The 652-nt window shown below is 66.7% G+C and carries 1 CRISPR repeat array.

Going from position 1 to position 652, the window contains the following annotated elements:
- Positions 1-54: 54 nt before the first annotated feature.
- Positions 55-593: a CRISPR direct-repeat array (repeat unit 37 nt; unit sequence GTTGCGATCCTCGCTGGAAGCGGGCTTCCAGCGCTGC).
- Positions 594-652: the final 59 nt, after the last annotated feature.

A 652-nucleotide genomic window follows, 5' to 3' on the forward strand; every position in this document is an offset into this window, starting at 1 on the left:
GCGGGCTTCCAGCGCTGCGGACTACGTGGGGCGGCGAGCCGTTCCCGGCAACGCGTTGCGATCCTCGCTGGAAGCGGGCTTCCAGCGCTGCCCGACGCGGGACAGCCGATCACGACCGACGGGGTTGCGATCCTCGCTGGAAGCGGGCTTCCAGCGCTGCCTTTACTGCGCGGGCGAATTCGACGTGGTCACCTCCGTTGCGATCCTCGCTGGAAGCGGGCTTCCAGCGCTGCAAATCGCACGACGCGATGGCCTCGGGTCGCTGGTGTTGCGATCCTCGCTGGAAGCGGGCTTCCAGCGCTGCCTCCGAAGCCGGTCGACGCACGGTGGCCATGTCCGTTGCGATCCTCGCTGGAAGCGGGCTTCCAGCGCTGCACCCACTCGGCGGGAATGAGCGGCTGCCGGTTGTAGTTGCGATCCTCGCTGGAAGCGGGCTTCCAGCGCTGCGACGGCGATCTCCGGCGGCCGGTTCCGGTCCTCGCGGTTGCGATCCTCGCTGGAAGCGGGCTTCCAGCGCTGCATGGTTACTGCTAGTTACGGGTTGTGGCTGTCAGGAGTTGCGATCCTCGCTGGAAGCGGGCTTCCAGCGCTGCATGGTTACTGCTAGTTACGGGTTGTGGCTGTCAGGAGTTGCGATCCTCGCTGGAAGCGG

Source organism: Actinosynnema sp. NPDC023587, from assembly GCF_040640215.1.
In the GTDB taxonomy this organism is placed as follows: Bacteria; Actinomycetota; Actinomycetes; order Mycobacteriales; family Pseudonocardiaceae; genus Actinosynnema.